Raw genomic sequence first — 25,820 nt, 5'->3', positions numbered from 1 at the left:
TTATAAGAGATCGAAGCAGGACCAGCCGCCTCGGAACCACTGGACGATCAGTTGCCAGGTCGAGGGGTAGGTGCCGTCGGCGTAGCGCAGGCGCAGGCCGTATCGGCATTTGCCGATGGTGGTTCGGGTGTGGCGTTGGATGACCGTGCGGTGCAGGAAGGACGCGCCGAGCCAGGCGAGGATGCCGTACAGGACGGCGGTTGCGCCGGGCGCGAGGTACCAGGCGGTGGCGCCGATCGCGGCGTGCAGTGTCATGTCGATGAGGAACGCCGGGATCACGCCGGTTTCGTCGCCGCTGGAAGTGCGTGCGGTGAGCGGGAATTCGTCGCTCGGCCGGCGGGGCTCACGGGCATCGGGTGCGACGAACCCGGGTCGCTCGTCTCCACGGTTCCTCGCCGCGTGCCGGGGCGGTGCTGCGTTGCTCATGCGGCTCAGCGTGGTCGACGCCGCTTAACAAGCACCCGCTGCTGACCTTGCCGCCCTGATCAACGACTCTCGTCAACCCGAAGAAGCTTGCGGCAACCCCCGCCCTAAGTTATGGGCAATTCGACTAATAATGAAGGTGGGGACATGGATATGTCGGATCTGATTGCCGCACTGCAGCAACCGTTGTTCACACTGCTCGGAACCGCGGTGAGTTGGACCGAGGTGCTCGGGTTCGGCACCGGCGCGCTGTGCGTGTGGTTGGTCGCGCGCCAGCACATCGCCAACTGGCCGATCGGCATCGCCAACAATGTGTTCTTCATTCTGTTGTTCACGCAGGCAGGGCTTTTCGCCGATGCGGGATTGCAGGTGGTGTTCATCGCGCTGGCCGGGTACGGGTGGTGGACGTGGGCGCACGGGGCCACGCGTACCGAGCCGCTGCCCGTCCGTCGGATGACGCGGGTCGAATGGGTGGTGCTCGCTGCCTGTGGCGTGCTCGGTACCGCCGCGATCACCGTGCTGCTCGACACCGCCACCGAGTCCACCGTGCCGTTCTGGGATGCGCTGACCACCGCGTTGTCGCTGATGGCGACCTATGGGCAGTGTCGTAAGCGACTGGAGTCGTGGTGGTTGTGGATCGCGGCCGACATCGTCTATATCCCGCTCTACGCCCACAAGGGGCTGTTCCTCACGGCGCTGTTGTACCTCGGATTCCTCGCGCTCTGCGTGCGCGGGCTGATCGCCTGGCGGCGTGATGCGGTCGAGGAGCGGGTGGTGGTCGCGGCATGACGCGATACGGGCACGGGCTGGTTCTCGGCAAGTTCTATCCGCCGCACGCGGGACATCACCACCTGATTCGCACCGCCGCCGCCCGCTGCGATCGGCTGACCGTGCTGGTCTGCGCCTCGTCGGCGGAGTCGATCCCGCTGACCGACCGCGTGGCCTGGATGCGCGAAATGCATTCGGAGCCTGATATTTCCGTTGTCGGCGCGGTGGACGACGTACCGATGGATATCGCCGATCCTGCGATCTGGGATGCGCACATGGCAGTGTTCTTCGCTGCTGTTCCTGATCGCGTGGATGCGGTCTTCACCTCGGAGGCTTATGGCGAGGAGCTGGGTCGACGCTTCGGTGCCGACTCGATCTGCGTCGACCCGCAGCGACTCCGTCATCCGATCTCGGCGACTGCGATCCGCCGAAATCCCCTCGCGCACTGGGATTTCCTGTCGCCGCCGGTCCGCGCCGCCATGACCAAGCGGGTGGTGGTGCTCGGTGCGGAGTCGACCGGAACGACGACCATCGCCCGAGCGCTCGCCCAGCATTACGGCGCGGGCTACGTCCCCGAATACGGCCGCGAATACAGCGAACGAAAGCTGGCCGCGCTCGGTCCGGACGGGCACTGGTCCGACGTCGAGTTCACCTCCCCGGAATTTCCGCTGATCGCCTCGCGTCAGCAGGCGGCGGAGGATCGCGCGGCCCGCGACACCGGGCCGGTGCTCGTCTGCGACACCGATGCGTTCGCCACCACCATCTGGCATGAGCGCTATCTCGGCCACGCCCATCCCGGCATCGTCGCCGAGCGGCGCCAGCACCTGTGGCTGCTCACCGACCATGTCGGCGTCGCGTTCGAAGACGACGGTCTGCGCGACGGCGAGCACCTGCGACCGTGGATGACCGGCCGCTTCCGCGACGAGCTCACCCGCACCGGACGACCGTTCACGATGCTCACCGGCCCGCACGAACAGCGCATGGCCGCCGCAGTGGCCGCCGTCGACGCGCTGCTGGCCGCAGGCTGGTCCATTGCGGACCCGCTGCCGGAGCGTGTCACAAGTGAACGGGCGTGCACCTAGTTCGCCTGTCCGGTGCGCGGGTGCGGGTTCGTCACAGACGATCGGCGTGCTTGTGGTGATCGGCCCAAGTCTTGTCCGAGGACCCCACCGCACCGTTGCCGACCTTGTTAACGTGGCCGCGTTTTGCGATGCACGGTGAGAGGGAGCAGATGAAGCGCGCGCTCATGGCGGTAGCGGCCGGGGGATTGGCGCTGGCGGCGCTGGTCGGATGTTCGAGCGACGAGTCCGCGGAAGCGAAAGTGTTGTTCGAGCCTTGCACCGGGGTGACCGCCGACGCACTGCAGAAGGCCGGTGTCGACCCCGCGACGAAAGTTGCCGCGGGTGCACCCGCCGCGGGCTGGCAGACCTGCGAATGGACCGGCGCCACCGTCCACCTGAAGGTCTTCTCGACCTCGAGAACCCTCGAGGAGTTCGAAAAGGAATCAGGCAAAACAGCTTTCACCGACGAAACCGTCGCAGGCCGCGCAGGCCGCCGCCTGGCCGCCGCAGCGGCCCCCAACTCCTGCGACGTCCTCTTCTCCGCCGACCAAGGCGTCATCCGGATGGTCGTAGTGAACAACCCCACCGACCTGCCCATCGACCCCTGTATCGCCCTGCGTCAGATGGGCGAATCGATCGTCCCGACCTTCCCGGCATAGGCCTGCCGCTGGGGGTCAGGCCAATGCCGGGATCACCTCGCGTTCGAAGAGTTCGATGCCGGAGGTGTCGTAGGCGGCTTCGGGGAAGTTGAGGATGGAGTAGCCGAGGCCGAGATTCTTCAGCTCCGTGAGGCGTTCGATGATCTGTTCGGGGGTGCCTGCGGCGGCGCTGGTCGCGAACTGTTCGTGGACATAGGTTTCCGCTTCGTCGGCGCCGAGGAAGGGGGTGAAGCGATCGATGACAGTCGAAATGCGTTCTTGTACTTCGGTTTCGGTGGTGCCGACGATGGCGTTGAAGTTGGAGCTGCGGGTGATCGCGGCGAAATCGGTGCCGACCTCGGTGCAGTGTTGGCGCAGGATATCGGACTTGCGGGTGAACTCTTCGGGCTGGCCGCTGAAGTTGGTGTAGTTCGCGTACTTCGCCGCGATGCGCAGGGTCTTCTTCTCGCCGCCGCCCGCGATCCAGATCGGAATTCCGTTCTCCTGCAACGGGCGTGGGTGCACGATGGCGTCGTCGACCTGGTAGTACTTGCCGTCGAGGGTCGTGCGGCCGGTCTGCCAGGCCTGACGGAAGATCTGCACGCCTTCGTCGAGGCGGCCGAGGCGCTCACCGGCGGACGGAAAGCCGTAACCGTATGCGCGCCACTCGTGTTCGTACCAGCCGCCGCCGATGCCCATCTCCACCCGGCCGCCCGAGATGAGGTCGACGGTGGCAGCCACCTTGGCCAGGTAGGCGGGGTTGCGGTAGCTCATGGCAGTACACATTTGGCCCAACCGCACCCGGGACGTGGTGGCCGCGAACGCCGCCATCAGCGTCCACGCCTCGTGAGTCGCCTCGTCGGTGGGCACGGGCGTGGTGTGGAAGTGGTCGTAGACCCAGATCGACTCCCACTCGGTGCCCGCGTCGAACCGCTGAGCCAGCTCGCGCATCACCGACCACTGATCGGCCGGTTCGATACCGACCAGATCCAGCCGCCAGCCCTGGGGAACGAAGATGCCGAAGCGCACAGGTTTTCTCCTGGAGTCATAGAACCCGAGCGGCGCCACCCGCCGCGTCTGTCGACCTCCACTGTTCCACTTCCACGCGCCCAGACAACCATTCCACGCGCCCCGCGCTGAACCCTGGACCGGCCGTTATCCGCCGAAATTCACTTGGCACGCGGGGAAAACCCGGGCATGCTCACTCTCGTATGAACAATATTTCCCCACCCCGCCTCGGCATCGACTTCGGCCGAGTGATCCAGGGGGCCGCGCTCACACCGGGTGCCGCGGACACTGCTTTCCTGTCGGGCGGCTTCGACGAAGCGATGAGCACGCCGCCGAGCCCCGACGCCTTCGAGGTGCTCGCCCGGCTGGTCGACCGGGTGCACGGCAACGCCTGGGTGATCTCGAAATGCGGCCCGCGCATCGAGCAGCGAACCAGGCAGTGGCTCGACCACCACGACTTCGCCGCCCGCACCGGCATCCCCCGAGAACACTTGCGCTTCTGCAGAACTCGCGCCGACAAGGCCCCGCACTGCGCCGAACTCGGCATCACCCACATGATCGACGACCGCCTCGACGTGCACCGTTTCCTGCGCGACCTCGTGCCGCGGCTGTACCTGTTCGGCGCTCAGACCGGGCAGGTCCCCGGATGGGTGACCCACACGCCCGACTGGCCTGCCGTCGAGCGGGCGGTCGGTGCCGATATGGATCAGGTGTTCGGGTCGCCGTAGGAGGCGGCGATGTCTTTGCTGCTCGGCCAGCGGCTGTAGGTGGGGGATTGGGGCCAGCCTTCCGGGCTGTCCTGCCATTCCTCCTGGCGGCCGTAGGGGAGGGCGTCGATGAGGCCGAAGCTGTAGGCGAGTTGTTCGGTGCCGCGGCCGTCGGTGTGCCAGGTGCGGTAGACGGTGTCGCCGTCGCGCAGGAAGGTGTTCACGGCGAAGCCGGCGTCGGGGCCTGCGCCCATGTCGGCGCCGAAGGGGCTGTCGGCGGTCGAATACCAGGTCATCGTGTTGCCGACGCGCTTCTTGTAGGCGAGTACCTCATCCATCGGCCCTTGCGTCACGATGACGAATCGCGCGTCGTAGCCGTCGAGGAAATCGAGCCGGGCCCACTGCGCGGTCAGGCCGGTGCAGCCGGGGCACTGCCAGGTGTTCCCGGGCGTCCACATGTGGTGATAGGTGATCAGCTGCGGGTGGCCGTCGAAGACCTCCGCGAGCGAAACATCGCTGCCGTCTTCGGCTTTCAGTGTGTAGTCGGGCAGTTGGACGGCGGGCATGCGGCGTCGCTGGGCGGCGACGGCGTCGAGTTCGCGGGTCGCGGCCTTCTCCCGAATCCGGAGCTGATCGAGTTCGGCCTGCCAGGTGTCCTGGTCGACGATGGTGGGCAATGCGGTCATGGTGCGCCTCCCGACGGTGGTGGGCAGTCCGGTCACGGTGCGCCTCGACGGTGATGGACAACCCCGGTCATGGTGCGCCGTACGATGTGCACAGCGTCCACATTTACTATGTTCACACCGTATACTTCTTCGAAAGGGAGTTCAAGGGTTGGCCTATCACCACGGTGACCTCGCGGCGGCGCTGGTCGAAGCGGGACTGGAACTCACCAGATCCGGCGGTCCTGACGCGCTGACGATTCGCGAAGTCACCCGCCGCGTCGGCGTCACGCCCAACGCCGCCTACCGGCACTTCCCCGACCGGCAAGCCCTGCTGCGTGCGGTCTCGGCCGCGATCGAGTCCAGGATGGCCGCGGCGATGGAGCGCAGTCCGACGGCGCCGCGGGAGAGCCTGCGCGCGGTCGGCCTCGGCTATATCGCCTTCGCGCTGACCGAACCGGGCTGGTTCGCGGTCGCGTTCTTCGGTGCGGGCGACACCTCGCCCGAGTCGGTCGTCGACTCGCCCGCCTATCTCGCGCTCGCCGACGCGCTCGACATGATGGTGCACATCGGCGGCCTCGCCCCCGCGGCACGCGCCGGCGCCACCTGGAGTTGCTGGTCCACCGTGCACGGATTCGCGGAACTGGCGTTGCGCGGGCCGCTGCGGCACCTGGACCGCGCCGAACTGTGGCCGCTCGCCGAACAGGCCGTCGATACCGTCATCGCGGGACTGCCGCAGGTGGTGTGACCGGTGCCACTGTGACCAGTGGTACGCGAGCTCGAGATGAAACGTGTGAGCTCGGCATGTAGTCTCGTCAGTGGAAGGGTGTGCCCGGGTGGGTACTCCAAGCGATCCGCGGAGTCATCACCCGCGGCGACTGTGAGGAGGTGGGGTTGCTATGCGCAACGAACCCCCCAGTCGAAGGCCGCGCGGCGTCGCCCCTTCGCTCACGCACCACACATCCTGACCTGCTTGCGGTCGGTGCGTGTCGGCCTCGGCGGTGGACGCCCCGCGGTGTGAAACACCGTCACTCGTTCCACTTCTCGCCCATCCTGTAGCTGTGCCGCAGGGGTGTGCGCTGTAAACGCCAGAGGACTCGATCATGTCGAACGTCGATCTCGTCACCACCCGTCACGTACCCACCGAAACCGTTGTGCCCGAAGTGATTTCGCCGCGCCGCACGGCCGTCGAGGACCATGCGGTCACCGAGGCGCTCGAGATCCTGTCCGAATCGGTGCGCGATATCGTCGAAACCCACCGCGTCTGCGGCGGTCTCGACTGGCTCGACAACCGTCCGCCGCACGTCATCGCCGACGCGCTGGCCCGCATGGACGCCGTGCAGGCCGGTGTCGTTTTCCGGCTGCTCGACAAGGAGCGCGCACTCAGCGTGTTCGAGGAGCTCGAGCCGGTCGACCAGCAGCAGATCCTGCAGGGCCTGCGCGAGAAGAGCTTTCGCGATCTCGTCGAGGCGATGGACCCCGACGACCGCGCCCGCATGCTGCACGAAGCACCCGCCAAGGTCGCCAAGAAGGTCCTGGCCGGGCTGAGCCCGCGCGAGCGCCGGATGACGGCCACGCTGCTCGGCTACCCCGAGGGCTCGGTCGGGATGTACATGACGCCGGAAGTCGTTGCGCTGCCGGACAATCTGACCGTCGCGCAGGCACTGGGTTGTGTGCGCGCCAAGGGCGGCAACGCCGAGACTGTCTACACGCTGCCCGTGGTCGATCGCGGCCGCCGCCTCACCGGCATCGTCGAACTGCGCGAGCTGGTGCTGCACTCCCCGGACGCGATGGTGTCCGAACTCGTCGTCACCGAGCCGCCGTTCGTGCGCGCCACCGATGCCGCGGAGAAGGCCGCCCGGCTGATGAGTTCCACCAACCTCATCAACCTGGTGGTCGTCGACAGCGAGGATCGCGTGGTCGGGCTGCTCACCATCGACGACGCGATGGAAGTGCTGGAGGCCGCCGACAGCGAGGACGTCGCCAAGCAGGCCGGTTCGGCGCCGTGGGAGGGCCACTACATGGCCGCCAAGGTGTTCCAGCTGGCGCGCTACCGGGCACTGTGGCTGACGCTGCTGCTGTTCGCGGCCACGCTGACCGTGAGCGTCACCGACATGTTCGCCTCCACCCTCGAACAGGCCGCGAGCCTCGCGCTGTTCATTCCGCTGCTGATCGGCGCGGGCGGCAACGCGGGCGCGCAGGCGGCGACGGCGTGTGTGCGTGCGCTGGCGGTCGGCGAGGTGCGCGTCTCGGATCTGTTCAAGGTGATCTGGCGTGAATGCCGGGTGGGGCTGGTGCTCGGCACCATGCTGGCCGCCGCGGGTCTGCTGATCGGCACGGTGTTCGTCGGGCCGAAGATCGCCATCGTCGTGGCCATCACACTGGTGGTCATCTGCGGCTGGGCGGCGACCATCGGCGGCACGATGCCGTTGCTGGCCAAGAAGTTTCGCATCGACCCCGCGGTGGTGTCGGCGCCGATGGTGACCACGCTCGTCGATGCGACCGGGCTGATCATCTACTTCACCACCGCCAAGCTGGTGTTGGGGATCTAGCGCTGCGGGAACAAGGTGAGCGCCTTGCTCATGACGTCCTTGGCGACGTCGTCGGTCTTGGCGACCACCTCCACCACCGGGATGCGCCTGCCGAACGCGGTGGACTCGGCGGGCAGTTCCGGGCCGACGGCCGCGGTGTAGATCGGGATCGTGTTGTCGTAGACCGAGACCGAGCGGTGCACCGTGCGGCCGTCGATGTGGTCTTCGGTGCTGTTGGCGGCGAGGTAGTCGGGCACCCGGTATTCGTAGCTCACGGTGATCTTCTCGCCGCGATAACCGAACAGGCATTGGGTGAGGCGCTGCTCGTCGTCGGGGACGGTGTCGGGCAGTTTCGTGCGGACCGTGCACGGGTCGGCGCCGAGCAGCACCGTCGGCGCGGTGTCGGGGGAGGTGCCCTGCGGGGGCGACTGGCGCCAGCGGTCGAGCATGCCGGGAATCAGTTCGTCGGCGACCGTGCATGGGTTCTTGCCCGGGGTGGAAAGGCCGAGGTAGAAGGCCGCGCTCGAGGGGAACTGCGCGGTCGCACCGCAGGCGCGAGGTTCGCCGGTGTCGCGGTCGGGGATGGTGCGCACGGTCGCGTCGCCGATCGGCCGGACGAAGCCTTTGCCGCCCGACGACACCTCGCTCAACAGGGTCGCGTGCCAGGTCAGCGTCGAGCCCTCACCGGCTTTGTCGCTGCCGAGAACAGCCCGGCACGAATCCAACCCGACGGTCACGCTCTTGACCTCGCCGAGGCCTGCGAGTGTTTCGCGGGGTAGCAGGGCGCACACGTCGACCTGGCGGGTGGCCTGGGCGACCTCGTCTCGCTGCTGCTGATTCTGGGGGACCTTCGACCAGAATTCCGGCGGTTGGGCGGGGATCACCGGTGCGGGCGGCGGTGGCAACTTCCCGTAATCGGGTGGGTCGCCCGCGTCGTCGCCCCCGCAGCCGGCGCACACGAGCAACGCGGCAGCGGCCAGCGCCATCCTGCGATACATCCGCACCCCTGTCCTCGGCAGATCCGGGCCCCGACACGCGCCCGACCCCCGAGTCTGCCCGCGACGGCAACCCGCGCGCAAACATCGGGCGAGGTCGTTCTCAGAACGTTGTCACCGCACCAGCGGCAGGGTTTCGCGCATGACCTTTTCCGCGATCGCCGAATCGGCCGTGACCGAGACGGTGGGCACGCGTCGACCGATCAGCGCGTCGGTCGGCCCCGGCGCCAAACCCGGACCGACAACAGCCGACAGCGAGGCCATCTCGGCCTGCGCGGTGTCGAACCGATACACCTGGCGGGAACCGACCGTGAAGGCAGGAGCGTTGTCGACGATGGAACGTTCCTCGAGGTAGTCGTAGGTGATGATCGCGTCGCGCCCGCCGACGCTCACCTTGCAGGTGATGACACCCTGATCGGCGACCGGCACCCGAACACCGAGCGCAGGCGCGACCGCGCACGGATCAGCCCCGGTGATCACCGTCCGGTCCGAGTCCGGCGAGGTCCCCTGCGCCGGTTCCTTACGCCACTCGGTCAACGCGATCCGCAACAGCGTCTTCGCCGACGCGCACGCGTCCTGCGGCGCCCGCACACTGAAGGACAGATCGGCCCCCGCCTCGAACCGCGCCCACGCCTGACACGCGCCACGCACCTGCGGATCAGCCGACGCCGCGGGTTCGTCGTTGAACAACACCCGCACATCACCCATCGACTCGTCGTCCACCGGCCCGTCCATGCTCGGTTCACCCTCGAACATCACCCCGGTACTCCACGTCGCATCGATCCCGGTGAGATGGCCGTCGACAGCGATATTGAGCCGACACTGATTCGGATGCACGTTCTCGACGTCGCGCACGGTCCCGAGGCTGCCCAGCGCCGCGCGGGGCAACAGCGCGCACACATCGATCGCCCTGACCTTACGCAGGACAGTGACCTTCGCCTGATCGGAATCCGCTGCGGTGGACCAGAATCCGCCCTTGGGCATGGAGTCCGGTGCGGGTTCGCTCCCGCAGGCGACCAACGTCAGCGCTGCGGTGATCAAGAGGATCATCCGTCGCAAGGTCGATTCCCTTCGTTCAGGTGGCCGGGAACAGTTCGGCGGTGCGGGTCAGCACTTCTCGCAATACCGCAGGGTCGCGACCCATCAATTTGACGACCGGCACGCGCGGACCGTAGAACGAGTTGGCCTTGCCGGTGGAGGGCATCGCAGGTCCGAGAACGGCCCCGTACCAATAGCCTTCGGTGATGCTGCGAAGGTCGTAGCCGGGGTGGCCGTTGACGACCAGAATCGGTTCGCCCTGGACGACCATGCGCTCACCGGTGTACGAGTACTGCAAGTCGATATTGCTGCCCTGATATTCGAAGACGCACCCGTGCACGAACTGTCTGGTCGGTGGGGTCGTCGTGCCGAGGCGTGTCAGCACCGCACACGGATTCGCGCCCGCGACAACGGTTTTCGGTGTGTCCGGTGAGGTGCCGATTGCCGGAGCGCTGCGGAGCACGTCGAGCGCACCGGGCAGGATCGAGTCGAGCAGGGCGCACGGCTTGTCGGCGACGGGCGTGGTCATCTGGACGAAGAGGCCGATGGTGACCGGAAACCGGGCCGTCGCCATGCACGAATGTACCTGCACCCCGGATTCCGGCCCGGCCTCGTCTTGCTCGGCGAAGACGACTGCGTCACCGATCCGGGACTCCACGCCCCCGTCGAACGAGTCCAGCGGATCCCGGTTGACAGTGATCGACCAGCTCAGACTCGTCTTGCTGCCGAACTCGGTGGAATTCAGTTCGGCGGCACACGAAGACGGGGTGTCGGCTTCGACATTCAGTACGGTGCCGATCGCATCCAGCGCTGAGCGCGGAACCAGCGCGCACGGGTCGATCGCCCGCGCGGCGGCCATGGTCGCGAGGTACTGGTCGTCACTGGTCGGCGCGGTGGCCCAGGAGATAGGCGGACGGGTCGCGCCAGGTCGTTGCTCCTGGCACCCCGCCAGTACGACCGCGGCGGTGACGGCGGCGGCGACAAATGCGGCGCTGCGTATCGGCATGAAAAGTTCCCCCTGTGCGGGCAGGCCCGCCTCCTGTTGCCCTGGTTCCGGGTGCCAGTCTGCCGGAATTGCCGCCACGGGCTTCCACTGGGCCGGGATACGTCGACCGTGGTCCTGTTCACCGGGTCCGGCAGTGGTGACGCTCACTGTGCGGGGCGGGCGTGGGTTCGCATGTGGCGAATCACTGGCGATGCGATGGTGGTGTGTCGGCGATCGTGGCGCACAATGGGGGCCGCGTGTGTGGCGCGGGTGTTCGGCCGGTCAGGTCGGGTTCTACGCGCCGCAACACAAGCTGTAGTGCTCCCCGAGACTGTCACCCACTACGAGTAGTGTTCTGGGTGAACAGGCTCGTGCGCGGCGGCAGGTGCGGGTCATCAGGTCTGGCGGAAAGGTGTGGAGGCGGAATGAAGCTCATCGATCGGGCGTCGGCCATCAATTGGAATCGGGTGCCCGATGAGAAGGATGCCGAGGTCTGGGATCGGCTGACCGGTAACTTCTGGTTGCCCGAGAAGGTCCCGGTGTCCAACGACATCCCGTCCTGGAACACCCTCACCCCCGACGAGAAGCAGCTCACCATGCGGGTCTTCACCGGCCTGACGCTGCTCGACACCATCCAGGGCACCGTCGGCGCGGTCTCGCTGATCCCCGACGCGATCACCCCGCACGAGCAGGCGGTGTACACCAACATCGCGTTCATGGAGTCGGTGCACGCCAAGAGCTACAGCTCGATCTTCTCCACCCTGTGCTCCACCAAGGAGATCGACGAGGCGTTCCGCTGGTCGGAGGAGAACCGCAACCTGCAGCGCAAGGCCGAGATCGTCCTCGGCTACTACAACGGCGACGACCCGCTCAAGCGCAAGGTGGCCTCCACGCTGCTGGAGAGCTTCCTGTTCTACTCCGGCTTCTACCTGCCGATGCACTGGTCCTCGCGGGCCAAGCTCACCAACACCGCCGACATGATCCGCCTGATCATTCGCGACGAGGCCGTGCACGGGTACTACATCGGCTACAAGTACCAGAAGGGCCTCGAGCAGGTCACCCAGGCCGAGCGCGACGAGCTCAAGAACTACACCTTCGAGCTGCTGTTCGAGCTCTACGACAACGAGGTGGACTACACCCAGGACCTCTACGACGAGGTCGGCCTCACCGAGGACGTCAAGAAGTTCCTGCGCTACAACGCCAACAAGGCGCTGATGAACCTCGGCTACGAAGGCCTGTTCCCGAAGGACGAGTGCGAGGTGAACCCGGCGATCCTGTCGGCGCTGTCGCCCAACGCCGACGAGAACCACGACTTCTTCTCGGGTTCGGGTTCGAGCTATGTCATCGGCAAGGCGATCAACACCGAAGACGAGGACTGGGAGTTCTGAGCGAACTCGACGGCAATGGCGGCGGAGCGTTTCCGCCGCCATTGCGCTGTCGCGGACCGTTCGCGGTGGGTTTGCCGCTAAAGTAGCTGCGCCGAAGTCTCTTTCACGAATTCGCCGCTGTCGGCAATTGCGGACAGAATATGTCCGCGTCTGCTCATACCGTTGTAGTCATGAGCAACGACATCACCCCGTTCCACATCGACATCGCGCAGACCGACCTGGACTACCTGGCGGCCCGGCTGACCGACGCGCGCTGGCCCGCGGAGCAGCCCGGTGCCGAGTGGAGTCGCGGCGTGCCGGTCGCGTACCTGCGCGAGCTGGCCGAGTACTGGCGAACCTCCTACGACTGGCGCGCTGCCGAGGCGGAGCTGAACAAATTCCCGCAGTTCACCACCGAGATCGACGGTCAGCGCATCCATTTCCTGCACGTGCGTTCGGCGAATCCCGATGCCACGCCGCTGATTCTCACGCACGGCTGGCCGGGGTCGATCGTCGAATTCCTCGATGTGATCGGCCCGCTCACCGACCCCGCGGCCCACGGCGGCGATCCGGCCGACGCCTTCCACCTGGTGATCCCGTCGTTGCCCGGCTTCGGCTTCTCGGGCCCGGTCGCCGACGAGGGCTGGGATCCGGCCCGGATCGGTAGGGCGTGGGTCGAGTTGATGAGCAGGCTCGGGTACGAGAACTACGGCGCGCAGGGCGGTGACTGGGGTGCGTTCGTCACGCCGGAGGTGGGGCGCGCGGGTGGCGACAAGGTGATCGGCGTGCACGTCAACGCCGCGACCTTCGGCTACATCCCGTTCGGCCCCGTCTCCGACGAGGAGAAGACGACGATGACCTCGTCCGAACTCGCCCGGCTCGATCGTCTCGCGCTGTTCAAGAGCGAGGGCAACGGCTACTTCCAGATCCAGGCGTCGCGCCCGCAGACCGTGGCCTACGGCCTGCACGATTCCCCGATCGGCCAGCTCGCGTGGATCGTGGAGAAGTTCAAGGAATGGACGTTCCCGACCGCGGGGCTGCCGGAGGATGCCGTGGATCGGGATCGGCTCCTGACCAACGTGATGCTGTACTGGCTCACCGGCACCGCGGGTTCGTCGGCCGCGCTGTACTACGAGGCCACCCATTTCCGCTCCTGGGAGACCACGCCGCTGACCACCCCGGTCGGCGTCGCGGTCTTCGCCGAGGACATCGCGATCCGGCGCTACGCCGACCCGGCCACCGACATCGTGCACTGGTCGGAGTTCGATCGGGGCGGCCACTTCGCGGCGATGGAGGTGCCGGAACTGCTGGTCGACGACATCCGCGCGTTCTTTCGCGGACTGCGCTGATCAGCGATCCCAGGGCGCCCGCAGTGACGGGTCGTCGAAGGCCTGCGCCGCATCCCGGTAGAGCTCGGAGATCCGATGCTTGACCGTGGCGCGGTCGGTCTCGGAGATGTGTGCCTCGCCGAGGCGTGACGCGGCGTTGGTGACCGCGTGGAAAACCCGCGTGGGTTTGCCGTCGATGATGTCGGCGACCGGGAACTTGTAGTCGGCCTCGGTCGCCGGATTACCGCCGGGCTTGCGATACAGGTAGATGCTTGCCATCTTGGTCGCGTCGCCATCAGCCCATTTCAAGGCGTCGTGTTCGGCCTTGGGCCCGCTCCACTTGTGATCGCGGGGCGCCCACGGCAGATCGAGATCGGCGGCGTTGTCAGATGCGGGCGGGACCTGATCGTCGGAATGCTGAGCCACGTTTTCCTCCTCGAGCGCTGGGCGGGAAGAGCTGCTCACCATCGTAGCAATTGGGCGGCTACCAGCGGTTTTCTCAGTGCCGGAGGGTGCGGAGGCCGTGCACGGCCAGCCGCACGCGGTTATCGGCGCCGGTCTTGGTCATCAGATTCGCGACGTGGGTCTTCACGGTGGTGATGCCCATGTTGAGGTGCGCGCCGATCTCGGCGTTGGACAGCCCGTCGGCGAGCAGCCGCAGGACTTCGCGTTCGCGCGGAGTCGGTTCGGGACCGTCCGGGACGGCCGGTGGAGCGCGGTGGTCGAGGGCCGCCCCGACGACGCGACGCAGCACGTCGGGGGAGAACACCGGGTCACCGTCGGCGGCGCGGCGGATGGCGTCGAGCAGTTGGGTGGGGTGGGCATCCTTGACGAGGAATCCACACATGCCCGCGTGCAGGGCCGGGTAGAGGTGCTCGTCGTCGTCGAACGTGGTCAGGGCGAGAATTCGGGTGACGGGGCGCGTGGCGAGGATCTGCCGGGTGGCCGCGATGCCGTCGGTGCCGGGCATCCGCAGGTCCATCAGGACGACATCCGGGCTGGTGCGCGCGGCCAGACGCACCGCGTCGGCGCCGCCGGTCGCCTCGCCGACCACGTCGAGATCGGGCGCGGTCTCGCACAGCATGCGCACGCCCGCGCGCACCAGCTGCTGGTCGTCGACGATCAGCACACGCACGCTCATGCGACTGCTCCCAGTGGCCAGCGCGCCGCGAGTCGCCAGCCGTCGTCGTGCGGACCGGCTTCCAGTGTTCCGCCGAGCAGCGTGAGCCGTTCCCGGAGGCCGACCAGGCCCAGCCCGGTGCCGGAGCCGGACGATGCTGCGCCACCGCGATCGCGGACCTCGAACGAGACTGTGTCGCCGACGATTACGCGCAGGTCTGCCTTGGCCAGTGGACCGGCGTGGCCTGTGACATTGGCCAGGCCTTCCTGGGTCAGGCGCAGCAGCGTCAGCGCCGAGACCGGATCGACGACGGCCACCGCGTCGTCCACCCGGGCGGTGACGTCGAGCCCGGTGCGTCGGGCGCGGTCGACGACCTCGCCAAGAGTCTGCGCCAGAACCGAAGGCGCGACGAAGGGTTCGTGCGTGGGATCGCGCAGCACGGTGACGAGTTTGCGCAGATCGGTGAGCGCCTCCCTGCTGGTGGCATCGACATCGTCGAGCACCTGCAACAGGGCGGGCGGTGCATCGGTGTAGGCGTGCCTGGCCGCGCCCACCCGCAACACTGTCGACGAAACATGGTGGGCGACAAGGTCGTGCAGCTCGCGGGCGATGGCGGTACGTTCGGCGATCCTGGCCGCGGCGATCTGCTGCTCGCGGTGTGCGGCCAGGTCGGCAGCGGTGCGCGCCGCACTGCGCTGCGCGGTCCATGCCGTGCCGAGCAGGATGCCGATCAGCACCGGTACCAACGCCATTGTCACCGCGCGGTACAGCGTGACCGCGGTGCCGCCGGTCGAATGCAGCAGATAGACCGCGACGAGCAGGGCCGCGGCGGGCACGGCGAGCCTGCCGCCACGGCGGGCGGTCAACTCGGTCAGCGCGAACGCGGCAGCGATCTTGGCGACCACGGGTCCGCTGTCGCCGATCACGAACCCGAGTGCGAGCAACCCCGACGTGGCCAGCGACGTGACCAGCGGCGCTCGCACTCCGAGCGCGGTGACGCTCACCGCGGCGAGGCCGATCAACCAGTCCGTGGCGCTCGGGTGATCAGCGAGCAGCAGCAGATAGCCGACGGCAAGACCTACCAGCAGCGTCACCCGAACGGGCACCATCCGCGCACCGAGCAGTGATTCCGACACCGTTCCATCATGCCCCGATTCCGGGCGGTTGCTCTTCCTCCCTGGGGAGGAGGCGCGCTCCTGCTCGCGGCCGTGCGGGTCGGACCAGAGGCGGAAGTCAGCGCAGCGCCCGGCGTGAAGGCTGGATCCATGACAAACGACGACAACATCGAATCCGGTTCCGGCCCAGCGCGATCCACCAGCCGACGCGGGATGCTCGGGATGATGGCGGGCGGGCTCGCCGTCGGCGCCGCCACCGGTCTGGCGGGCGGTGTCGCCCTCGGGTCCGGCGCCAACCCGCCCCTACTGCCGGGCCGGACCGAACGATTCGCAGGCAAGTGCGTGCAGATCACCGGCGCCACCTCCGGCATCGGTGCCGCCGCCGCGCGGTTGTTCGCCGCGGAAGGCGCGCGCGTCGCGTTCTGTGGTCGCCGGGTGGATCGCGGCCGCGCGGTGGAAGCGCAGATCAGAAGTGCTGGGGGCGACGCCACGTTCATCGCGGCCGATGTGCGCGACGAGCAGCAGGTGCGGGCTTTCGTCGACACCGCCGCCGATACCCACGGCGGCCTCGACATCGCCTTCGACAATGCCGGGATCAGCGTGCAGCGCAAACTGCACGAATACACCGCCGAGGAATTCGACCGGGTGCTCGACACCAACCTGCGCGGCGTCTTCCTCGCCATGAAATACCAAGTGCCACACCTGCTTCGCCGGGGCGGCGGGGTCATCGTCGTCACCTCGTCGAGCAATGCGCTGGCCACCGACGCCAATCGGGGCGCCTACACCGCGAGCAAGCGGGCACTGGTCGGCCTGGTACAGGGTGCGGCACTGGACTACGCGGCCGACGGCATCCGGGTGAACGCGCTGGTCCCCGGCACCACAGACACCGAACTCGTGCGCGGCCTCAGCCCCATCGGCGGCCTTCCCGACGACGCGTACCGGGTCGCCATGAAACAGTGGGCGTCGAGCAATGTGCCGGGTCTGGGCCGGTTGGCGACTCCTGAGGAGATCGCGGCGTTCGCCTTGACCCTTGCCTCACCCGAGCACCCGTATCTGACGGGCGCCCAGTTGGTGATCGACGGTGGGAAAACCGCCCACGCCTGACGGTGGCGACCCCTCGCCACCACCGTCGATGGCGTTCAGCGCAGTGCGGCCAGACCGCGACGGTCGATCTTGCCGGTCGGGGTGCGGGGGAGGTCGTCGACGAACAGCACGTCGCGGGGGGCTTTGAAGCGGGCGAGGTGGGTTTTCACGTAGGCGCGGACGGTGTCGGCGTCGAGGTCGGCCGCCGCGACGACGAACGCGGCGAGCCGCTGGCCGAATTCCTCGTCGGGGACGCCGATCACGGCCGCTTCGGTGATCGAAGGGTGCGTGTAGAGCAGGTCCTCGATCTCGCCGGGGAAGACGTTCTCGCCGCCGGAGACGATCATGTCGTCATCGCGACCGTCGATGAAAAGTCTTCCCCCGGTGTCGAAATGGCCGAGATCGCCGGTGCTCATCAGGCCGCCGCGAATCTGTTTGCCACCGCCGCTCGAGTAGCCGGCGATGGCGATGGAGTTGCCGACGTGGACGGTGCCCACCGTGCCGGGTTCGGTGACGAGGGTGTCGCCGTCGTAGAGCGCGACGGTGATACCGACCGGCGCCTTACCCACGGTTCCGGGGGCGGCGATCCAGTCCTGCGGGGTGGCGATGGTGGCGGTGCCGGTTTCGGTGCAGCCGTAGAAGTTGTAGATCACCGGGCCGAAGCCCTCGATGGCCCGCGTACCCAGCGACGACGGCAGTGCGGCACCCGCGGTGAAGACGATCCGCAGCGAGGTGGTGTCGTTGGCGGACAACACATCCGGTCCGAGATCGAGAATCCGGCGCAGCATCGTCGGGACCAGCACCACCATGTCGGCACGATGCTCGGCGATCTGGGCCAGCGCACGGGCGGCGTCGAACCTGCCGTGCAACACGATCGTCGACCCCAGATTCAGTGACACGATGAACTGGGACAGGGCGGTGCCGTGGAACAGTGGCGCGCACAGCAGCACGGTCTGGCCCCGGCGCAACGGCACCCGGTCAACGAATTGCGCTGCGGCCAAGGGTGATTCGACGCGACGCGGCGCACCCTTCGGAGTGCCGGTCGTGCCGCCGGTGAGCAGCACGAACCCCGCTTGTTCAGTCGGCGCGGGGAGGGGTTTGCCACCGGGCGAGGCGTCCGCTTCCAGCAGCGCGATATCGTCGGGCAGATCCTCGGCCAGCGCGGACAGACTCGGGTCGAGAACCAGGGCACGAACCTCTTCCCTGGCCAGCACGTCACGCAACTGTGCCGCCGCGAAGCCGGTATTGAGCAGCACCAGCCGGGCGCCGAGTTTCGCTGCGGCAACCATGGTTTCGACCAGCCGCGCACCATCAGGGCAGAGCACACCGATGGTGTCGTCGGCATCGAATCCGGCAGCGTGCCAGTGGGCGGCGATCGCGTCGGTGCGGGCATCGAGTTCGCGGTAGGAGATTCGCCGCTCACCGTCGACGAGGGCGATCCGGTCGGGGGTTCGTCGCGCGGACGTGCGGATACCGCCCGCGATGGGGCCATAGGCGCGCATCGTGGCGGCGGTACGCACGACCTGGGGTGGATTGCGCAGGTCGATGATCCCTGCCCGCTGCATGACGCGGATCTGGCGCAGCGAGGTCCGCGCGGTGTGCGCGAGGGTGGAGATGTTCATGATTTCTCCTGGTCAGCAGGTACGGGGGAGAGTGGGGCCGCCGCGTAGCTGCAGGCTCAGCCAGCCCATCGCGGCGGGGATGCCGGTGACGGCGGCGATGAAGTGCTCCGACAGTGGGATCGGCAGGAAACGCAGGTCGGCGCCGGTGCGGCAGTACCGGTCGATCAGCGGTCCGGCGGTGGTTTCGTAGGGCAGGATCTCGTCGGTCGTGGAATGCCACATCAGCAACGGCATGCGCGGCGGGGTGTCGTCGCGTCCGGGCGTGGTGTCCTCGAGCAGGGCGAGCAGGCGCGGGTCCTGCAGTGCGGCAGGATCTTTCAGGTAGTTGACGATCTGCTTCAAGGTGCCGGTGGCGCCGATCGTGTACACGCAGCGATTTTCCAGGTCGCGCAGAATGTCGAGGCCCTCGTCGGTGACGAGCTCGCTCAGGTTCACCACATCGGGGAACTCCCGCGACAGCGCGAGCAGCACGGTCCACACACCCCAACTGGTGAGGTTGAGCTCTCGCCTGGCCCCGACCTCGACGATCGCTCGCTTCTCCGACGGCACCCCACCCGCCGCGACACCGCGGATGGCCAACTCGGGCGCGTAGGCGGCGTGCAGTTCCGCCGCCCAGGTGCTCGCGCTACCGCCGCCGGAATATCCGTAGAGGCCGACGCCTGAATCAGCCAGTCCCAATGTGGGATCCGACTTCGCGGCCCGGATTCCGTCGAGCACCATGTGACCTTCGGCTGGAGTCAGCCAGAAATTGTGCTGGCCGTCGAAGTCGGGGATGGTCACCGCCATACCCTGCTCGAGGAAGTACTGGATGACCGCGATCTCCTTGAACGTCCCCGACCGCAGCGTGTAAGACGGATTGCAGACGGGCGCAAGGGAATCGATCGCCTCCTGGTACGAAACCAGCGGACGGGGACTACCTACCCACGGAATGCCAGGCGTGAGCACGGTCATCGCGGTGACCAGGGGATTGCCGCGAGAGTCACTGCTGCGGTAGAGGATCTGACGGGTGGCGACGGGAATCGGGAGACCGAGGGCGTAGGACTGGATGTCCCTGGTGCGCACGATCTGGCCGTTGGTCAGCTCCGCGAGATCGTCCGGTGCCGAATACCACGGGTCGTCGCGCGGATTCTGCAGTGGCAGCAGGTCGTACACCTGCGGCTCGCTGGGCAGCACCTGCGCGACAGCGGGGGTGGCCGTGACGGCGAACAACGCGACAACGATCAGCGCCCCGCGACGCAATGCGCTCAACATGCCCGCGGCCCGGCATCAGCACCCGCGGTGACGGCGAGCAGCCAGGCGACAGTGCCCAACTCGGGAACGATCTCGGCGCTGATGTGTTCGGTCGCAGGGACTTCGAACATCCGCAGGTGCACGCCGCGCTCACAATAGGTGCGGGCGATGTTGTCGATCGCCAGTTCGGCATTCAATGCCGCCGACGCCGACGAATTACCGCCGCCGGAATAGCCCCACAGACCCACAGGCGACGCCTCGAGTCCCAGCCCGCCGCGCTTGGCCGCACGGATACCGTCCAGGACCATCCGGCCCTCCGACGGCGACATGATCGTGTTCTTCTTGCCGTCGAAATCGGTGACGGCCACCGCCGCGCCCGCCGCCATGAACTGGCCGAGCAGGCTGATCTCCTTCTGAATCCCGGCGCTCAGAGTGTCCTGCGACTCGCTCGGCAGTTCGGGGAGGGTGGTGGTGGCCGTGCGGCGCTGCATGGCAACTCCTTCAGTAGGTGATGCTGATTACAGCACGACGTCTTATTAGAAACAAGAACTCTTGTTTCAATTGAATGATCGGTATGCTGAGCTGCGTGACGTCGATCTCCAAGAGCGCGCAGCCCCGATCCGCAGGCGGTCGCCGGATCCAGGGTTTGGACGCCGAGCAGCGCAAAGCCCGCAGGCGTGATCAGATCCTGGCGGCCGCGTTCGAACTGATCGCCGAAGACGGGTACGTCAACACCGCGATCGAACAGATCTGCCAGACCGCCTTCGTCGGCAACAAAGCCTTCTACGAACTCTTCGACAGCAAAGAGGCCTGCTATCTAGCCCTTCTGCAACAGCTCAGCGACCGCTCGCAGGAGGCGGTCGCCGCCGCACTGCTCGAATCCTCGGGCGAGCGCGACGAACTGGTCTCGGTCGTCATCTCCGCCTTCGCCCACTCACTCGTCGACGACCCACGCGTGGCGAAGGTGACTTTCGGTGAGGCCAGCGGCATTTCGGCCAACGTGGAGAAACAGCGCCGCACCAATCGTCGCTGGGCCGCCCAGTTCCTCGAAACCCTGTGGCGCGAAAACGGATTCGTTCCCGAGGGTGGAATCGATATCGATCTGCACGCGTTGGCGGTATCGACCATCGGCGGTCTGTTCGACACCGTCGCCGACTGGCTACATCACACCGATGCCGGTACTTCGGGTGAAATCGACACGCTGATCAGGGATCTCATGGCGTTCGCCGACATCGTGCACTGGGGTTTGGCGGCTGCTGGGCGGCGCTCAGCGGGCTGAGGGTGCTATCCAGCCCGGTCCGGCCAGCAGGGTAGCCGCACGTTCTCGAATAAGCGATATCTGCTCCCCCCCCCCCCCCTCGAAGATTGAGGGTTCGGACGAGTGCTGCAGCGGATGCTTGCGATAGCGCAGGGTGGGCGAGTCGACGATAACGCCCGGTGCCACGGCGTTGGCCGACATGAGCAAGGCGGTGTCTTCCATCCCGCGCAGTGCGGCCCAGCCGCCGACCGCGAGCAGAAGTGCTCGCCGCCACAGCACCCCGGCGGGGTGGACGGGCAGTCGGTAGTTGGTCGGGGTGGTCACCCAGGCATCGAGCAGTGCGCCACGGTCGAGTTTTCCGGTGGGGAACACCCAGGGGAAGGAACGTAGTTCACCCGACCGGAGCAGGTCGCGAGCCGGTCCCACCGCGAACCCGGCATCGGGTTCGGCGTCGAGGGCCGCGGCCAGTGTGGACAGGGCGGTCGGCTCGAGTTCGTCGTCGGCATCGAGATTCTGCACGAGAGTGGCGGTGATCCGCGCGAGGGCGACATTGCGGGTGATCGCCGCGCCCTCGCGGGTTCCGTTGAACGCCAAGCGAAGTCGAGGATCATCCAATGCGCCGCAATCGGTCAGGGTCGCGATCAAGTCGAGGGTCCGTTCGCCGTCGACTTGGAGATACCAGGACCAGTCCGGGTGTGTCTGCGCGCACAGCGATGCCCACGCGGCGGGTAGGTAGCGGGCGTACCCGGCGTGTACCGCCGTCAGCACCGCGATCTCCACATCGGTCACTGTGCCATGTCGACGCGACACCGAACCCTGTGGTAGTCAGTGACATTGATCATTCGGGTGCGGTGACAGGCAGGGGAGCTTCATGGATCACGCGCTGATCGAGTCGACACTCGGTGGATTGGCCGCGGCGAACTCCCGTGAGCTGGAACGTCGTTGCGATCGCATCGCGAGCAGCTACGTGCGCGAGCAGGTGGAGCCGCAATTCGATGTGAACTCAGCCGATTTCGAGCGCGATCCGTTCCTGATCTGTGCCGACCGCTATTGGAACCACAGGTTTCGGGACGAACCGACCCTGGTCACCGCGGTCGCCTGCGCGGCCTGGTTGGCCGAGCACGTCGCCGCGGCAGTACACGAGCCGATTCGGGAGAAGTGGGCGCTGGGTTACGCGTTCATCACCCGCGACTCGGTGGAGTCGGCCGGCGAGATCGCCGATGCCACCGGCGACATCGTCGCCGCTGACGACAGTTCCTGCAACAAAGCGTATTTCGCGACGTTGTACCACGCCGGAAAGTTGCGCGCCGACCTCTACTTCGACGAACTGGCGCTGTTCCTCGACGCCTCACCACTGGCGATGGCGGCCGGACCGCATCGGGATTCGGTGTTGTTCAGGGCATTACGCGCATTCGCGGCGTTCGGGAGCAGGCGCGCCACCGCCGAATACGCGCGTGAGCTGTTCGACAAAGTGTGGACCGATCCCGAACGAACCTATGCCGCAGTCGATGTCGCGCTGAACGGCCTGGCGCTCAGCGTGGAGTTCGACGGTCTCGGTGTCCTGCTGCGTGATCGTGCCACCGAGGCGGTCGCCCTGTACCCAGACAGTCACATCCTGCACTACCGCCTGGCCGCGGGTCGACTGATGTGCGGCGAGCACGACGACGCACTCGTCAGCATCGACACCGCACTGCGACTGCTGCCCGCCATCGGCTGGCGTGTCAGTCACGAACTGCTGCAGGGCCAGTACCTCGCCCGCCGCGAGGCGATCGAGGTTGCCCGAGTGCAGGCGCGCCGAGCAGCGGCCGAACGTGAGGATGCCGAGCGAATCAAAGACGAGATCGCGAAACTCGCTGAGACGGTGCGTGGTTCGGTGGTCAAGGTGATCGAAGGCGTCTCGATCTTCGCCGCGATCATCGCCTTCGCCGTCGGCTCCCTCAACATCTCCCTCAACGGCAACCTGTCCCTCGGCGGCCGCCTATGGATCATCGCCTCGTTCGGCGGCGGCCTGCTGCTGTTCGCGCTGCTGGTGGTCGGGGGAACGTGGGCCATCGTGCACCGGCTGTCGAGACCTGCGCGAGAGTAGGGCTCGTCATCAAGCCGAGGCTCTCGATTGTTCGGTCGTGTTCAGGGTGTGGAGAAATGCGAGGGTGCAGTGGGCGACGGCTCGAGGATGGGTCCACCACACGCCGTGGCCCGCGGTCGGGCCCGCGATCACCGAGGAGACGCCCGCCGCGCCGGGGAGGCGCTCGGCCAGCGCTGAAGCGTCATCGGCGGTGCCGCCCGCTTGGTCGGCATGACCGCGCAAAACCAACGCGGGGCAATCGATTTCGTGGAGCCGGTGTGTGATTTCGTCGCGGGTAGCGAGCGTTTCCCATGATGCGGTGGTGCGGGTGCGGTGGGGGTCGCTCAGCCAGCGAGTGATCCAGGGTTCCTGGTCTTCGGGAAGACCGCCGATGAGCAGCGGCGCGAGTGCGCGGGCCTGCGGTTCCAGCAGCGCCTGCGGATCGGTCCAGGCGCCGGCCATGGCACGGTACTGCGCGGTCTCGTCAGCGGTGTTGGCGCGCGCCGCGGTCGAGGCCAGGATCAGGGCTTTGGTGCGGTCGGGATAGCGCAGGGCGAAGCGGAGCGAGGTGTAGCCGCCCTGGCTCATCCCGCCGAGGGTGACCGGGCCGGGGATGGCGAGGTGATCGAGGACAGCGGCGATGTCGTCGGCGAGATCCCAGTAGGTGAACGATCTGGTGGGATCGGTTTCGGTCCCGCCGAAACCGCGAGCATCAACAGTGATGACACGAAAACCGTTTTCCACGAACGCATCTCGCGTGCGATCGAACATGGTTCCGTCCATCAGGAACCCATGAGACAGCACAACCGGTCGGCCCGCACCGGTATCGGTGAAGTGGATGTCGGCGTGGTCGCGGTGCACAAGCATGGTCGAACTCGCTCACTAGATGTCGGGCGGTGGGTTGCCTCCGACGTTCCCCCCAGAGGTACTGCAATCTTTCACCAGTGCGGTGCCGGCCGGGCGGATATCGCACGATCCGAGCGGATAGCAGTTGTTCGTGTCATCCCAGGCCGATGATATCGACGGTACCGGTGTCGCGATGAGGCGAGATCACCAACAGGGAACCAGGCGCACGAATCAGCCGTAGATCGCGGATGTCGGGCATCGGACCGATCGGCACGGTCGCGTCGATGGCGCCGGTGGCGGGATTCCACGTCTGCACCACGTACTGATCAGGGATGGTGCCCAGCCCGACGATCCGATCGGCCACGAATATCGGATTCAGGATGGTGGAGACGCCGCTGAGCGCGATGGGATCGTTCCGGCCGTCGATGTCGACGATATCGAACGTCGCGCCTCGCCCGTCGACGAGGATCTGACCGCCTGATCCGCCGGTCGCGACGACATCGTCTCGGGACCGGTTGATCTCGGCGATGTTGATGTCAGTGGCCGGTCGCAGCCACAGCTGATGTTCGCCGCCGTCTTGGGACCAACTGAACGAGACGAACCCGTCCTCGAAGGAGACCGTGCGGGTGGGGCTGAGATACCGGGCGCCGGGTGCCGCTATCGTGCGGCGGTCGGTCATCGAGCCCGAACCCGGATCCCACGTTGTGACCTCGATGGTCGTGGAATCTCCCGTACACACGAACATTCGATAGATGCGTGTGGTGATGATCGCCTCGGTACTGGATATTGATCGGCAGTCCTTTGGTGCGGCAGGAGCAGTCCACAACCGACGCCCCGTGCGGGCATCGAAGCGGGAAAGCTCGTTCGTGTCGCTGCTGGTGATCAGTAATGGGCCGGGGATCGGGCCGAAGCGGTCCTCGAAGGGCCTCCGGTTGAAATCGCTCTCACTCCACAGTATTTCGCCGGTGAACGAGTCGAATGCCATCCAGCCACGGTTGTCCCAAAAGGTGAGGACGACGCGTTCGGTCTCGAATGACCGAGTTTCTTGCGGCAGATTCCGCACGGCGCCCGATACTCGGCGATAGTGCCAGCGTTCGGCCCCGGTCGCGCCGTCGTAGGCAGTGATCCCGTGCTCGGTCGAGACGACGAACCCCGCACCGGCGGTGATGACGGCGTTGCGTAGACGGGTAGCCGGAATCGAAATCCGGAATTTCTCGGCGCCGATCGTGGCGGGCACTACCGGCACGGAGATGTCCCGCGCTTGGACATGGTCGATATTGCGCCCGTCGTTGCCCGCCCGCAGCGCGAACCCCGTGATACTCGTGCACAGCACCACGCCCAGCGACAATCCGATCGCGATCACCGGACGAGACATCATCAGCGCGCGCGGTTTCGATGCCAGGGTGAATATCGAGATCGCCCCGCCGAGCACCAGGATCAGCCCGGCGATCGCGAACGGCAAGCGGGACGTGACCACGAAAGTCGACGTGAGCCGGCCATAGGTCGACGGAATGTGCTCCAAAATGGTGAATACGCCTGCGCCCGTCAGTATCAACAGCAGCGCGAGCACGCCGGCCGCCGTCGCGCCGTCGGCCCCCGGGTCCGGTCGGCGGCCGCGCACGATGATGAAACCGCTGATCACGGCGACAACGACGCCAATGATGAGGGTGCCCCAGACGATTCGCGCGGGGAATTGGCTGCTGTCGGGTTCGTCCGACGGCACGGGAATCGGTGCGGCGAAGAATTGGCTGTAGAGGGCTGCCGCGATACCGCCCAGCAGCAAGACCGCGCCGGCCACGCCTGCCACCGTGATCAGTCGGCTCGGCGTGGACTCGGCGCGTTCGATTGACGGCTCGTCGGACATGTTCCCCCCGGATCGGTCACACGCCGCACCCCAGGACAGATTCTCGGCAGACTCCGTCCGCAGCGTGCGCCGAGCCTATCTGATGGCACCGACTTATTTCCCCTCG

General features: G+C 66.9%; 26 protein-coding genes. 11 read left to right on the top strand and 15 right to left on the bottom strand.

Annotated elements, in window-relative coordinates; all coding sequences use genetic code 11:
* Complete coding sequence (locus ACFWUP_RS12450; protein WP_379233571.1) at nt 1-426, bottom strand: RDD family protein; 426 nt, start codon at nt 424-426, stop codon at nt 1-3.
* Between the two features lie 144 nt (nt 427-570).
* Here ACFWUP_RS12450 and pnuC point away from each other — a divergent pair, with 144 nt between their 5' ends.
* The 3 genes from pnuC to ACFWUP_RS12435 all read left to right on the top strand — a co-directional run bounded on the left by pnuC (nt 571) and on the right by ACFWUP_RS12435 (nt 2,911).
* Nucleotides 571-1,212: a nicotinamide riboside transporter PnuC gene (gene pnuC, locus ACFWUP_RS12445; RefSeq protein WP_379233569.1), complete on the top strand. Its 642-nt coding sequence runs from the start codon at nt 571-573 to the stop codon at nt 1,210-1,212.
* Nucleotides 1,209-2,273, top strand: a complete 1,065-nt coding sequence (locus tag ACFWUP_RS12440) for an AAA family ATPase (protein WP_379233567.1) — start codon at nt 1,209-1,211, stop codon at nt 2,271-2,273. The genes pnuC and ACFWUP_RS12440 overlap by 4 nt, the downstream gene beginning before the upstream one ends.
* A 149-nt stretch (nt 2,274-2,422) precedes the next feature.
* A complete protein-coding gene (locus ACFWUP_RS12435; protein WP_379233566.1) occupies nt 2,423-2,911 on the top strand; it encodes a DUF3558 family protein in 489 nt (162 codons plus the stop codon).
* Nucleotides 2,912-2,926: 15 nt separating this feature from the next.
* Here ACFWUP_RS12435 and ACFWUP_RS12430 read toward each other — a convergent pair whose 3' ends face one another.
* Nucleotides 2,927-3,919: an LLM class F420-dependent oxidoreductase gene (locus ACFWUP_RS12430; protein ID WP_379233564.1), complete on the bottom strand. Its 993-nt coding sequence runs from the start codon at nt 3,917-3,919 to the stop codon at nt 2,927-2,929.
* A 182-nt stretch (nt 3,920-4,101) separates the two neighbouring features.
* On the opposite strand from ACFWUP_RS12430, the gene ACFWUP_RS12425 reads away from it, so the two are divergent.
* On the top strand, nt 4,102-4,626 hold the full coding sequence (locus ACFWUP_RS12425; protein WP_379233562.1) for a hypothetical protein: 525 nt from the start codon (nt 4,102-4,104) through the stop codon (nt 4,624-4,626).
* Here ACFWUP_RS12425 and ACFWUP_RS12420 read toward each other — a convergent pair.
* Nucleotides 4,605-5,291, bottom strand: coding sequence for a DUF899 family protein (locus tag ACFWUP_RS12420; RefSeq protein ID WP_379233560.1), 687 nt, complete (start codon nt 5,289-5,291; stop codon nt 4,605-4,607). The genes ACFWUP_RS12425 and ACFWUP_RS12420 overlap by 22 nt on opposite strands.
* A gap of 148 nt (nt 5,292-5,439) precedes the next feature.
* Between ACFWUP_RS12420 and ACFWUP_RS12415 the strand changes: the two genes are divergently transcribed.
* On the top strand, nt 5,440-6,015 hold the full coding sequence (locus ACFWUP_RS12415) for a TetR/AcrR family transcriptional regulator (RefSeq protein WP_379233558.1): 576 nt from the start codon (nt 5,440-5,442) through the stop codon (nt 6,013-6,015).
* A 355-nt stretch (nt 6,016-6,370) separates the two neighbouring features.
* Complete coding sequence (gene mgtE, locus ACFWUP_RS12410; RefSeq protein ID WP_379233557.1) at nt 6,371-7,819, top strand: magnesium transporter; 1,449 nt, start codon at nt 6,371-6,373, stop codon at nt 7,817-7,819.
* Here the strand turns inward: mgtE and ACFWUP_RS12405 are convergent.
* The 3 genes from ACFWUP_RS12405 to ACFWUP_RS12395 all read right to left on the bottom strand — a co-directional run bounded on the left by ACFWUP_RS12405 (nt 7,816) and on the right by ACFWUP_RS12395 (nt 10,837).
* Nucleotides 7,816-8,796 carry a peptidase gene (locus ACFWUP_RS12405; protein WP_379233555.1) on the bottom strand — a complete coding sequence of 327 codons (981 nt, stop codon included), beginning with the start codon at nt 8,794-8,796 and terminating at the stop codon, nt 7,816-7,818. The genes mgtE and ACFWUP_RS12405 overlap by 4 nt on opposite strands.
* Before the next feature lie 111 nt (nt 8,797-8,907).
* Complete coding sequence (locus ACFWUP_RS12400) at nt 8,908-9,843, bottom strand: hypothetical protein (protein WP_379233553.1); 936 nt, start codon at nt 9,841-9,843, stop codon at nt 8,908-8,910.
* A gap of 25 nt (nt 9,844-9,868) precedes the next feature.
* Complete coding sequence (locus tag ACFWUP_RS12395) at nt 9,869-10,837, bottom strand: hypothetical protein (protein ID WP_379233551.1); 969 nt, start codon at nt 10,835-10,837, stop codon at nt 9,869-9,871.
* Between the two features lie 404 nt (nt 10,838-11,241).
* Between ACFWUP_RS12395 and nrdF the strand changes: the two genes are divergently transcribed.
* The gene (nrdF, locus tag ACFWUP_RS12390; protein WP_379233549.1) at nt 11,242-12,204 is read left to right on the top strand and encodes a class 1b ribonucleoside-diphosphate reductase subunit beta; all 963 of its coding nucleotides are present in this window, start codon (nt 11,242-11,244) and stop codon (nt 12,202-12,204) included.
* A 170-nt stretch (nt 12,205-12,374) separates the two neighbouring features.
* The gene (locus tag ACFWUP_RS12385; RefSeq protein ID WP_379233547.1) at nt 12,375-13,532 is read left to right on the top strand and encodes an epoxide hydrolase family protein; all 1,158 of its coding nucleotides are present in this window, start codon (nt 12,375-12,377) and stop codon (nt 13,530-13,532) included.
* Here the strand turns inward: ACFWUP_RS12385 and ACFWUP_RS12380 are convergent, their stop codons facing one another.
* From ACFWUP_RS12380 to ACFWUP_RS12370, 3 genes are all read right to left on the bottom strand, one after another.
* Nucleotides 13,533-13,937 carry a hypothetical protein gene (locus ACFWUP_RS12380; RefSeq protein ID WP_379233546.1) on the bottom strand — a complete coding sequence of 135 codons (405 nt, stop codon included), beginning with the start codon at nt 13,935-13,937 and terminating at the stop codon, nt 13,533-13,535. It abuts the gene before it with no gap.
* Between the two features lie 73 nt (nt 13,938-14,010).
* Nucleotides 14,011-14,652, bottom strand: coding sequence for a response regulator (locus tag ACFWUP_RS12375; protein ID WP_379233544.1), 642 nt, complete (start codon nt 14,650-14,652; stop codon nt 14,011-14,013).
* Nucleotides 14,649-15,767: a sensor histidine kinase gene (locus ACFWUP_RS12370; protein ID WP_379233542.1), complete on the bottom strand. Its 1,119-nt coding sequence runs from the start codon at nt 15,765-15,767 to the stop codon at nt 14,649-14,651. The genes ACFWUP_RS12375 and ACFWUP_RS12370 overlap by 4 nt, the downstream gene beginning before the upstream one ends.
* Nucleotides 15,768-15,896: 129 nt before the next feature.
* Between ACFWUP_RS12370 and ACFWUP_RS12365 the strand changes: the two genes are divergently transcribed.
* On the top strand, nt 15,897-16,850 hold the full coding sequence (locus ACFWUP_RS12365) for an SDR family NAD(P)-dependent oxidoreductase (protein WP_379233540.1): 954 nt from the start codon (nt 15,897-15,899) through the stop codon (nt 16,848-16,850).
* Between the two features lie 35 nt (nt 16,851-16,885).
* On the opposite strand, the gene ACFWUP_RS12360 is transcribed toward ACFWUP_RS12365, so the two are convergent.
* Genes ACFWUP_RS12360 through ACFWUP_RS12350 form a run of 3 tightly spaced genes read right to left on the bottom strand, consistent with a single transcriptional unit; the run spans nt 16,886 to nt 20,172 of the window.
* On the bottom strand, nt 16,886-18,451 hold the full coding sequence (locus tag ACFWUP_RS12360; protein WP_379233538.1) for an AMP-binding protein: 1,566 nt from the start codon (nt 18,449-18,451) through the stop codon (nt 16,886-16,888).
* Between the two features lie 12 nt (nt 18,452-18,463).
* On the bottom strand, nt 18,464-19,702 hold the full coding sequence (locus ACFWUP_RS12355) for a lipase family protein (protein ID WP_379233536.1): 1,239 nt from the start codon (nt 19,700-19,702) through the stop codon (nt 18,464-18,466).
* Nucleotides 19,696-20,172, bottom strand: coding sequence for a lipase family protein (locus ACFWUP_RS12350; protein WP_379233534.1), 477 nt, complete (start codon nt 20,170-20,172; stop codon nt 19,696-19,698). Before ACFWUP_RS12350 ends, ACFWUP_RS12355 begins: the two co-directional genes overlap by 7 nt.
* Nucleotides 20,173-20,267: 95 nt before the next feature.
* On the opposite strand from ACFWUP_RS12350, the gene ACFWUP_RS12345 reads away from it, so the two are divergent.
* Nucleotides 20,268-20,960, top strand: a complete 693-nt coding sequence (locus ACFWUP_RS12345) for a TetR/AcrR family transcriptional regulator (protein WP_379233532.1) — start codon at nt 20,268-20,270, stop codon at nt 20,958-20,960.
* On the opposite strand, the gene ACFWUP_RS12340 is transcribed toward ACFWUP_RS12345, so the two are convergent.
* Nucleotides 20,949-21,728 (bottom strand): glycosyltransferase, encoded by a 780-nt coding sequence (locus ACFWUP_RS12340; RefSeq protein ID WP_379233530.1) that lies wholly within the window; start codon nt 21,726-21,728, stop codon nt 20,949-20,951. The genes ACFWUP_RS12345 and ACFWUP_RS12340 overlap by 12 nt on opposite strands.
* 82 nt (nt 21,729-21,810) lie before the next feature.
* Here ACFWUP_RS12340 and ACFWUP_RS12335 point away from each other — a divergent pair, with 82 nt between their 5' ends.
* The gene (locus ACFWUP_RS12335) at nt 21,811-23,025 is read left to right on the top strand and encodes a hypothetical protein (RefSeq protein ID WP_379233528.1); all 1,215 of its coding nucleotides are present in this window, start codon (nt 21,811-21,813) and stop codon (nt 23,023-23,025) included.
* 9 nt (nt 23,026-23,034) lie between these two features.
* On the opposite strand, the gene ACFWUP_RS12330 is transcribed toward ACFWUP_RS12335, so the two are convergent.
* Together ACFWUP_RS12330 and ACFWUP_RS12325 are read right to left on the bottom strand one after the other, a co-directional pair.
* The gene (locus ACFWUP_RS12330; RefSeq protein ID WP_379233526.1) at nt 23,035-23,871 is read right to left on the bottom strand and encodes an alpha/beta fold hydrolase; all 837 of its coding nucleotides are present in this window, start codon (nt 23,869-23,871) and stop codon (nt 23,035-23,037) included.
* Between the two features lie 133 nt (nt 23,872-24,004).
* Nucleotides 24,005-25,714, bottom strand: coding sequence for a PQQ-binding-like beta-propeller repeat protein (locus ACFWUP_RS12325; RefSeq protein ID WP_379233524.1), 1,710 nt, complete (start codon nt 25,712-25,714; stop codon nt 24,005-24,007).
* Nucleotides 25,715-25,820 lie beyond the last annotated feature (106 nt).

The sequence above is a fragment of the Nocardia sp. NPDC058658 genome, from assembly GCF_042716665.1.
GTDB lineage: Bacteria > Actinomycetota > Actinomycetes > Mycobacteriales > Mycobacteriaceae > Nocardia.
The sequence above is the reverse complement of the archived record's forward strand: the minus strand, read 5'-3'. Positions and strand labels throughout refer to the sequence as shown.

Excerpts from the sequence above, each read along its gene's own strand:
- ACFWUP_RS12450 (WP_379233571.1), bottom strand. The coding sequence starts at position 426 with ATGAGCAACGCAGCACCGCCCCGGCACGCGGCGAGGAACCGTGGAGAC.
- pnuC (WP_379233569.1), top strand. The coding sequence starts at position 571 with ATGGATATGTCGGATCTGATTGCCGCACTGCAGCAACCGTTGTTCACA.
- ACFWUP_RS12440 (WP_379233567.1), top strand. The coding sequence starts at position 1,209 with ATGACGCGATACGGGCACGGGCTGGTTCTCGGCAAGTTCTATCCGCCG.
- ACFWUP_RS12435 (WP_379233566.1), top strand. The coding sequence starts at position 2,423 with ATGAAGCGCGCGCTCATGGCGGTAGCGGCCGGGGGATTGGCGCTGGCG.
- ACFWUP_RS12425 (WP_379233562.1), top strand. The coding sequence starts at position 4,102 with ATGAACAATATTTCCCCACCCCGCCTCGGCATCGACTTCGGCCGAGTG.
- ACFWUP_RS12420 (WP_379233560.1), bottom strand. The coding sequence starts at position 5,291 with ATGACCGCATTGCCCACCATCGTCGACCAGGACACCTGGCAGGCCGAA.
- mgtE (WP_379233557.1), top strand. The coding sequence starts at position 6,371 with ATGTCGAACGTCGATCTCGTCACCACCCGTCACGTACCCACCGAAACC.
- ACFWUP_RS12405 (WP_379233555.1), bottom strand. The coding sequence starts at position 8,796 with ATGTATCGCAGGATGGCGCTGGCCGCTGCCGCGTTGCTCGTGTGCGCC.
- ACFWUP_RS12400 (WP_379233553.1), bottom strand. The coding sequence starts at position 9,843 with ATGATCCTCTTGATCACCGCAGCGCTGACGTTGGTCGCCTGCGGGAGC.
- ACFWUP_RS12395 (WP_379233551.1), bottom strand. The coding sequence starts at position 10,837 with ATGCCGATACGCAGCGCCGCATTTGTCGCCGCCGCCGTCACCGCCGCG.
- nrdF (WP_379233549.1), top strand. The coding sequence starts at position 11,242 with ATGAAGCTCATCGATCGGGCGTCGGCCATCAATTGGAATCGGGTGCCC.
- ACFWUP_RS12385 (WP_379233547.1), top strand. The coding sequence starts at position 12,375 with ATGAGCAACGACATCACCCCGTTCCACATCGACATCGCGCAGACCGAC.
- ACFWUP_RS12375 (WP_379233544.1), bottom strand. The coding sequence starts at position 14,652 with ATGAGCGTGCGTGTGCTGATCGTCGACGACCAGCAGCTGGTGCGCGCG.
- ACFWUP_RS12365 (WP_379233540.1), top strand. The coding sequence starts at position 15,897 with ATGACAAACGACGACAACATCGAATCCGGTTCCGGCCCAGCGCGATCC.
- ACFWUP_RS12360 (WP_379233538.1), bottom strand. The coding sequence starts at position 18,451 with ATGAACATCTCCACCCTCGCGCACACCGCGCGGACCTCGCTGCGCCAG.
- ACFWUP_RS12355 (WP_379233536.1), bottom strand. The coding sequence starts at position 19,702 with ATGTTGAGCGCATTGCGTCGCGGGGCGCTGATCGTTGTCGCGTTGTTC.
- ACFWUP_RS12350 (WP_379233534.1), bottom strand. The coding sequence starts at position 20,172 with ATGCAGCGCCGCACGGCCACCACCACCCTCCCCGAACTGCCGAGCGAG.
- ACFWUP_RS12335 (WP_379233528.1), top strand. The coding sequence starts at position 21,811 with ATGGATCACGCGCTGATCGAGTCGACACTCGGTGGATTGGCCGCGGCG.
- ACFWUP_RS12330 (WP_379233526.1), bottom strand. The coding sequence starts at position 23,871 with ATGCTTGTGCACCGCGACCACGCCGACATCCACTTCACCGATACCGGT.
- ACFWUP_RS12325 (WP_379233524.1), bottom strand. The coding sequence starts at position 25,714 with ATGTCCGACGAGCCGTCAATCGAACGCGCCGAGTCCACGCCGAGCCGA.